This window comes from Streptomyces botrytidirepellens, from assembly GCF_003721215.1.
Lineage (GTDB): Bacteria > Actinomycetota > Actinomycetes > Streptomycetales > Streptomycetaceae > Streptomyces > Streptomyces himastatinicus.
The window spans coordinates 1-7,543 of the sequence record NZ_RIBZ01000215.1 but is presented as its reverse complement, the minus strand read 5'-3'; the positions used below and the strand labels follow the sequence as shown (position 1 = coordinate 7,543).

Annotated in this window: 6 protein-coding genes; all 6 read right to left on the bottom strand. The window is 71.7% G+C overall.

The window, feature by feature from the left end; all coding sequences use genetic code 11:
- Window positions 1–1,127 (bottom strand): cell division protein PerM (locus EEJ42_RS16390; protein WP_221179378.1); only part of this gene is annotated, 1,127 nt, incomplete at its 3' end.
- Window positions 1,128–1,329: 202 nt separating this feature from the next.
- Window positions 1,330–2,214: a succinate--CoA ligase subunit alpha gene (sucD, locus tag EEJ42_RS16385; RefSeq protein WP_123100670.1), complete on the bottom strand. Its 885-nt coding sequence runs from the start codon at window positions 2,212–2,214 to the stop codon at window positions 1,330–1,332.
- A gap of 21 nt (window positions 2,215–2,235) precedes the next feature.
- A complete protein-coding gene (gene sucC, locus EEJ42_RS16380; RefSeq protein ID WP_009717119.1) occupies window positions 2,236–3,408 on the bottom strand; it encodes an ADP-forming succinate--CoA ligase subunit beta in 1,173 nt (390 codons plus the stop codon).
- 350 nt (window positions 3,409–3,758) lie between these two features.
- Window positions 3,759–5,270, bottom strand: a complete 1,512-nt coding sequence (locus EEJ42_RS16375) for a hypothetical protein (RefSeq protein WP_184503116.1) — start codon at window positions 5,268–5,270, stop codon at window positions 3,759–3,761.
- A gap of 96 nt (window positions 5,271–5,366) precedes the next feature.
- The gene (locus EEJ42_RS16370; RefSeq protein WP_148081976.1) at window positions 5,367–6,353 is read right to left on the bottom strand and encodes a hypothetical protein; all 987 of its coding nucleotides are present in this window, start codon (window positions 6,351–6,353) and stop codon (window positions 5,367–5,369) included.
- A gap of 163 nt (window positions 6,354–6,516) precedes the next feature.
- Window positions 6,517–7,543 (bottom strand): VWA domain-containing protein (locus EEJ42_RS16365; RefSeq protein ID WP_123100668.1); only part of this gene is annotated, 1,027 nt, incomplete at its 5' end.

Sequence of the window (7,543 nt, the reverse complement as noted above, 5' to 3'; positions counted from 1 at the left end):
GGCGCGCCCGTGCCGGGCCGCCGGGCCGCCGCGACCGCCGTCAGCCAGGCCACCGACGCGCCCGCCAGGGACCCGGCCAGCCAGTTCAGCGGCCAGTGCGGGCCCTCCGCGGGCAGCGCCGCGACCAGGGGGAAGTGCGGCAGCTGGGGGTAGGAGGTGACGCCGAGCGGGGCGACCACGCTGCCGCCCCCGGCCGCGAAACCGGCACCGATGCCGTACGCCGCGCCCCACACGATGGCGTTCGGCAGCAGCGCGAGGCTGACCAGCAGCACCGCGAAGCGGCCCTGCCATACGTTGCTGAGCTGGAGGAACGCCAGCTGTACGGATCCGGTGTGGCTGAGCATCGAGACCCCGGTGAGCAGGGCGCCGCTGCCGAGCAGCACCAGGAGCCCACCGGCCCCGGCGCGGCACGCGGCGAACAGCCGCCGCCGTCGGCACCAGCTTCCGCGCAGCCATGACGCGCAGGTGACGACGCCCGCCGCCAGCCGCGCGGCGCCGGGGATCCGGCCCAGCGCGGCCTTCGCCCGCGCGGGCAGCCGCACCGGGAACCGGCCGTCGGCCACCCACACGCCGAGGGCCGCGACGGCCACGGCGACGAGCGGCAGATGGATCACGGCGCTGAGCGGGTCGACGTGCAGCGGCCCGGCCGTGGCGTACAGCACGGCCGCCATGCCGACGAGCAGATAGCCGCCGGTCACCCAGCCGAAGGCGATGCGGGGGTCGACGACGGAGTCCTCGGGCACCCACTGCCCCTCGGCCTCCTCCGCCTGGCCCTGGTAGACCGCGTGCTGCGCGGCGCGGTAGAGCAGCCAGCAGGGCACCACGCTGATGAGCAGCGGGGTCAGCCCGACGGGCGCCGGATGCCCGGTCAGCGTCTCGGTCCGTACGAGATCGGCGCCGTGCCCGAGGAGCCACAGGTCGGCGGCGACGTGCAGCGCCCCTTCGGGGCTGCTGTCGGGGGACGAGGAGGTGATCCACAGCAGCAGGACGACGACGGCGAGCGTGCCCAGCCCGAGCCCCGCGGCCACCACGCCGCCGAGGAACGCTTCCCTGGCGACGGAGGGGCGCTGGAGCGCGGCACTGCCGCGTGAGGACACCGATGGACTGCGATCGGTCGTTTGGGTCACGGGCCCATGCTGCCAATAACAGTCGTTTCATCCGTACATCAAGCGATTGGTCGCGTGTCGTACGTAATGGGCTTATGTACCTTTTGTGGCGCGGCGCCGTGCGGCCGCGGAAACGGCCCCGGGAACACAAAAGGCGCGGGCCCGTACCACCCATCCGGGGGTACGGGCCCGCGTCCGCGTGTGACGGCGAGACGCCGAGACGTCAGCCGGCGAGCGCGGCGCGCGCCAGGCCCGCGGTCTCGGTCGGGGTCTTGCCGACCTTCACGCCCGCGGCCTCCAGGGCCTCCTTCTTCGCCTGGGCGGTGCCGGAGGAACCCGACACGATCGCACCGGCGTGGCCCATGGTCTTGCCCTCGGGCGCGGTGAAGCCCGCCACGTAGCCGACGACCGGCTTGGTGACGTTGGCCTTGATGAAGTCCGCGGCCCGCTCCTCGGCGTCGCCGCCGATCTCGCCGATCATCACGATCAGGTCGGTGTCGGGGTCGGCCTCGAAGGCGGCCAGCGCGTCGATGTGGGTGGTCCCGATGACCGGGTCACCACCGATGCCGACGCAGGACGAGAAGCCGATGTCCCGCAGCTCGTACATCATCTGGTAGGTCAGGGTGCCGGACTTCGACACCAGACCGATCCGGCCGGGCTTGGTGATGTCGGCCGGGATGATGCCCGCGTTCGACTGACCCGGCGTGATCAGACCCGGGCAGTTCGGGCCGATGATGCGGGTCTTGTTGCCCTTCTGGCCGGCGTAGGCCCAGAAGTTGGCCGAGTCGTGGACGGCGATGCCCTCGGTGATCACCACGGCGAGCGGGATCTCGGCGTCGATCGCCTCGATGACCGCGTCCTTGGTGAACTTCTCCGGGACAAAGATGACCGTGACGTCGGCGCCGGTGGCCTCGATGGCCTCCTTGACGGAGCCGAAGACCGGAACCTCGTTGCCGTCGAAGTCAACGGTGGTGCCGGCCTTGCGCGGGTTCACGCCACCGACGATGTTGGTGCCCGAGGCGAGCATCCGACGGGTGTGCTTCTGACCCTCGGACCCGGTCATCCCCTGGACGATGACCTTGCTTTCCTTGGTGAGGAAGATAGCCATGGTTTCTGGTGACCTCGTCCCTTACTTCGCAGCCAGCTCGGCGGCACGCTCGGCCGCGCCGTCCATGGTGTCCACCTGCTGAACGAGCGGGTGGTTGGCGTCGGTGAGGATCTTGCGACCCAGCTCCGCGTTGTTGCCGTCGAGACGCACGACGAGCGGCTTGCTGACGTCCTCGCCCTTGGACTTCAGCAGCTCCAGGGCCTGCACGATGCCGTTGGCGACGGCGTCGCAGGCGGTGATCCCGCCGAAGACGTTGACGAAGACGGACTTGACGTCCGGGTCGCCGAGGATGATCTCGAGACCGTTGGCCATCACCTCGGCGGAGGCGCCGCCACCGATGTCGAGGAAGTTGGCGGGCTTCACGTTGCCGTGGTTCTCACCGGCGTACGCGACGACGTCGAGGGTCGACATGACCAGACCCGCGCCGTTGCCGATGATGCCGACCTCGCCGTCGAGCTTGACGTAGTTGAGGCCCTTGGCCTTGGCGGCCGCCTCGAGGGGGTTGGCCGCGGCCTTGTCCTCGAGCTCCGCGTGCTCCGGCTGGCGGAACTCGGCGTTGGCGTCCAGCGTCACCTTGCCGTCGAGCGCGATGATCTTGCCGTCACCGGTCTTGACCAGCGGGTTGACCTCGACGAGCAGGGCGTCTTCCTTGATGAAGACGGTCCACAGCTGCTGGAGGACGTCCGCCACCTGGTCGGCGATCTCGGCCGGGAACTTCGCCGCGGCGACGATCTCGGCGGCCTTCTCGGGGGTCACACCCTCGATGGCGTCCACCGGGATCTTGGCGAGCGCGTCGGGGTTCTGCTCCGCGACGACCTCGATCTCCACGCCGCCCTCGACGGAGGCCATGGCGAGGAAGGTGCGGTTGGTGCGGTCCAGCAGGAAGGAGACGTAGTACTCCTCCTTGATGTCCGCGGTCTGGGCCAGCATCACCTTGTGGACCGTGTGGCCCTTGATGTCCATGCCCAGGATCTGGTTGGCCTTCTCCACGGCGTCGGCCGGGTCGGAGGCCAGCTTCACGCCGCCCGCCTTGCCGCGGCCACCGACCTTGACCTGCGCCTTGACGACCGCACGGCCGCCCAGTCGCTCGGCCACCTCGCGCGCCGCCTCAGGCGTGTTGATGACTTCACCGGCCAGCACCGGTACACCGTGCTTGGCGAAGAGGTCCCTCGCCTGGTACTCGAACAGGTCCACGCGCGTCCGTCCCTTTTCCATGGATATCGCGGTCGTTATCTGCGCGGGCGTGCCGCGCGATGGCCAGCGTGAGGACGCGATCTATAACGAGGGCGGCACACGTGCGCCGGGTACGCGGCATGTCCGTCTCGCAGGCTATAACCACGAGACGTGCCGCCCTAAATCGCAGATCACACTGGAGCGGTGATTACGGTCACAGATCGCGACCGTACCCACCTATCTCGCAACCGGAAAGCGGGCAGCCCCCTCCCCAACGAGGACTGCCCGCTCTCGGTTAGTGCGCGGTGTTGCTGCTGCGTACGGCGGCGTCGGCGCGGCCGCCGTACGCGGCGGTCATGCGGCCTCGGCTATCAGACGGCCGGGAGGGTGGCCGGGGCGGCCGGCAGGTCGGTCGGCAGCTGGGCGGGGACCTGCGGCAGGTCGGCCGGGACGTTCGGCAGGTCGGTGGGCAGCTGGGCCGGGACGTTCGGCAGGTCGGTGGGCAGCTGGGCCGGAACCTGCGGCAGGTCGGTCGGCAGCTGAGCCGGAACCTGCGGCAGGTCGGTCGGCAGCTGAGCCGGAACCTGCGGCAGGTCGGTCGGCAGCTGAGCCGGAACCTGCGGCAGGTCCGCCGGGACGTTCGGCACGTCGGTCGGCAGCTGGGCCGGGACCGCGGGCAGGGCCGGGAGCGCCGGGATGTTGGCGGCGTCGGTCAGGTCGACCGGGGCCACCGGGAGCAGGCTCTGCACGCGGGCCACGGTGTTCACCGCGGTGCCCTGCGCGTTCGTGGCCACGGAGCCGGTCAGGTCCAGCGCGAACGGAACCGTGGTGGTGGCCAGGTCGGCGGCGAACGGAACCGTGTTGTTGACGGTGTTCTGGGCTACCGGCACGGCGTTGGTCACGGTGTTCTGCACGAACGGCACGGCGTCGGCGACGGTGTCCTGCGCGAACGGAAGCACGTTGCTGGCGGTGCCCAGCGTGTAGCCCTGCGCGCTGCCCGCCACGTAGGCGACGTACGGAACGGTCTTGCCCGCGGCGTCACCGGCGAGCACACCGGCGTCGTTCACGGTGCCCTGCGCGACCGGGACGACCTTGACCACGATGCGGTGCGCGACGGGCGGCAGCACGTCGTCGGCGATGCGGTTCACGACCGGCTTGGCGATGCCCACGGTGCCCTTGGCCTTGCCCGTCAGCTCCTCCGGACGGACGCCCGCGCCGGAGAGGGAGGCGAGCAGGTTGTCGGCGGCGCCGGGGGCGGCGGGCAGCTTCGGGGTGGCCGGGAGCTGGGCGGGCAGCTCGGCCGGGGCGCCCTTGACGGACGGCACCGGGGCGGCGTTCGGCAGCGAGGAGCCGCTGACCGGCAGCGAGCCCAGGCCCGGCAGGTGCGGAACGACGCCGGGAACCTCGCCGGTGGGCAGGTCCACGTCGGCGGCCTTCTGGACGGACTTCACGGCGTGGTGCGCCTTCTTGACGACCTTGCCCGGCTTGGCGGCGTCACCGGTCACGCCGTCGAGCGCGCCACCGGTCACGTCGCGGGTGGTCTTGGAGACGTCCGGCAGCTGGCCCTTGGCGGCACCGTCGACGGTGTCCTCGGCGGTGCCGGTCACGCCGTCCACGGTCTTCTTCGCCGAGTCGTTCAGCTTGGACGTGTCGGCCGCGTCGCCGGTCGCACCGTCAACCGTGTCGGTCACCTTGCCGGTGGTGTCCGTGACCTTGTCGGTGGTGTCGGTGACCTTGTCGGTAACGCCGTCCACCGTGCTGGAGACGCTGTCGGTGGAGGGGATGCTCGGGGTCTCGGCGGCACTGGCGGCGGCGGAGCCGAGGGCCCAGATCCCGGTGGCGGTGGCGGCGACGAGGATGGAACGGCGAATGTTGTTGCGCATGGTGGAGGAAGTCCTTCGAATTCAAGGGGGTTAACGGAACGGGCAGACCTGACCCGCCCCCGCGCGGCAGGTCTTACAGACGGGGGGAGGTCTGCCCTAGCCGGGGAATTCGAGGACTTCGTTGTACCGCTCGCGCGTCGGCGCGGAGCTCTCCGCACGGACCGCGCCGGGCGCGAGCCCGAAGTGCGCGGCGCCGGACGGCGGCAGAGCGGCGTGGGTGTTCCCGCCACGGGGAGCACCGCTGTCGCCGGTGCACTGGGTGACGGTCCCGAGGGGGGACCGCGGGAGGGGCAGCGGCGCCGGGGCGCCATCGCCCTGGCCCGTGTCGGCGGCAGCCCGGACGACGGTGCCATGACCGTCGTCGGGGGAGTCGGCGGTACGGGGTGCGGCGGCGGCCGAGTCCGCCGTGTCCGGCCCCAGCGGGGCCGCGGCGGGCCGTGCCGGGTGCGGCAGGGCGTGGTTCGCATCGGCGTCGTCCGCCGCCGGGCCGTGGCCCGAGGCGGCGCCGTGTGCACCGGAGACGTCGCCCAGGGCGCCGACACCGGCGTCGCCGACCTCGGACAGCCGCACCGGAAGGTGGCCGCCCGTGGCGTCCCTGACCAGGTCATCGACCGGGTCGGTGACCTGTCGGGCCTGCCGCTCGACCGGCTCGCGCACCGGCTCCACGGTCTTGCGGACCGTGTCGGTGGCGGTGTGTGCCGCCTGGCGCGCCACGGTGTCGGCGGTCTCGACCGCCTTGGCCGGGGCCTTCTTGACTGCCGCCTTGTCCGGTGCCGGCTTGGCCGGTGTTGCCTTGGCCGGTGTTGCCTTGGCCGGTGTTGCCTTGGCCGGTGTTGCCTTGGCCGGTGTTGCCTTGGCCGGTGCCGGCTCATCCGGAACGGCCTTCGCGGCCGACTTCGCGGCGGCTCGCGTCGAGTCGACCAGGTCCGATGCCTGGGCCTGGTGGCCCGTCACCGATCCGCTCGTCAGCTCTCCCCGCTCGGCCGCCTGGGCGCTGCCACCGAAGAGGAACGCGAGTGCCAGGAAGCCCCCGAGGAACAGCGCCGCCAGCAGCGCCCGCCGCGCGGCCACGGTGCGCGGCAAGCGCACAGCGGCAGGCACAGCGAACGCGGCAGACAAAAGGGGGCCTTCCCTGGTACGGACAGCAGGCGAAGCGCCAAACTGGACGGTCACATTCACGTCCTGGCGACGGGAGTGATCCTTGCACGACCCACAGGGGGCCGCGCAAGCCCCTGGCCAGGGATGGTCACTGATGCATCGCCATGTCCGGTATCGGCAGTCGGCGCCGCTCGATGGCCGCCGCCATCACCTCCGGGAAGAGATCGGGGGTGCAGGCGAAGGCGGGCGCGCCGAGCGCGGCGAGCGCCGCCGCGTGCTCCCGGTCGTAGCTCGGCGCCCCCTCGTCGGACAGCGCCAGCAGCGCCACGAACTGCACCCCGGACGCCTTCATCGCGGCGACCCGCCCCAGCATCTCGTCGCGTATGCCGCCCTCGTAGAGGTCGCTGATCAGCACGACGACGGTGTCCGCGGGCCGGGTGATCTGCGACTGGCAGTACGCCAGCGCGCGGTTGATGTCGGTGCCGCCGCCGAGCCGGGTGCCGAACAGGACGTCCACCGGATCGTCCAGCTCATCGGTCAGGTCCACCACGGCGGTGTCGAAGACGACGAGCCGGGTGGCGATCGCCCGCATCGAGGCGAGCACGGCGCCGAAGACGGAGGCGTACACCACGGATGCGGCCATCGACCCCGACTGGTCGATGCACAGGATGACGTCCTTCTTCACCCCGCGCGCCGCCCGCCCGTAACCGACCAGCCGCTCGGGGACCACCGTGCGGTGCTCGGGGACGTAGTTCTTGAGGTTGGCACGGATGGTGCGGTTCCAGTCGATGTCCCGGTGGCGGGGGCGGCTGACCCGGGCCGAGCGGTCGAGCGCGCCGGTGAGCGTCGCGCGAGTGCGGGTCGCGAGCCGCTTCTCCAGCTCCTCGACGACCTTGCGGACGACGGCACGCGCCGTGGTCCTGGTCGTCTCCGGCATCGCCTTGTTGAGCGACAGCAGGGTGCCCACCAGATGCACGTCCGCCGCCACGGCCTCCAGCATCTCGGGCTCCAGCAACAGCGCCGACAGGCCGAGCCGGTCGATGGCGTCGCGCTGCATGACCTGGACGACGGAGGTGGGGAAGTACGTACGGATGTCACCGAGCCAGCGCGCCACCTGAGGCGCGGAGCCGCCGAGCCCGGCCGCCCGCGGGGCACCGCCGCCCGCCGGGCCGCCG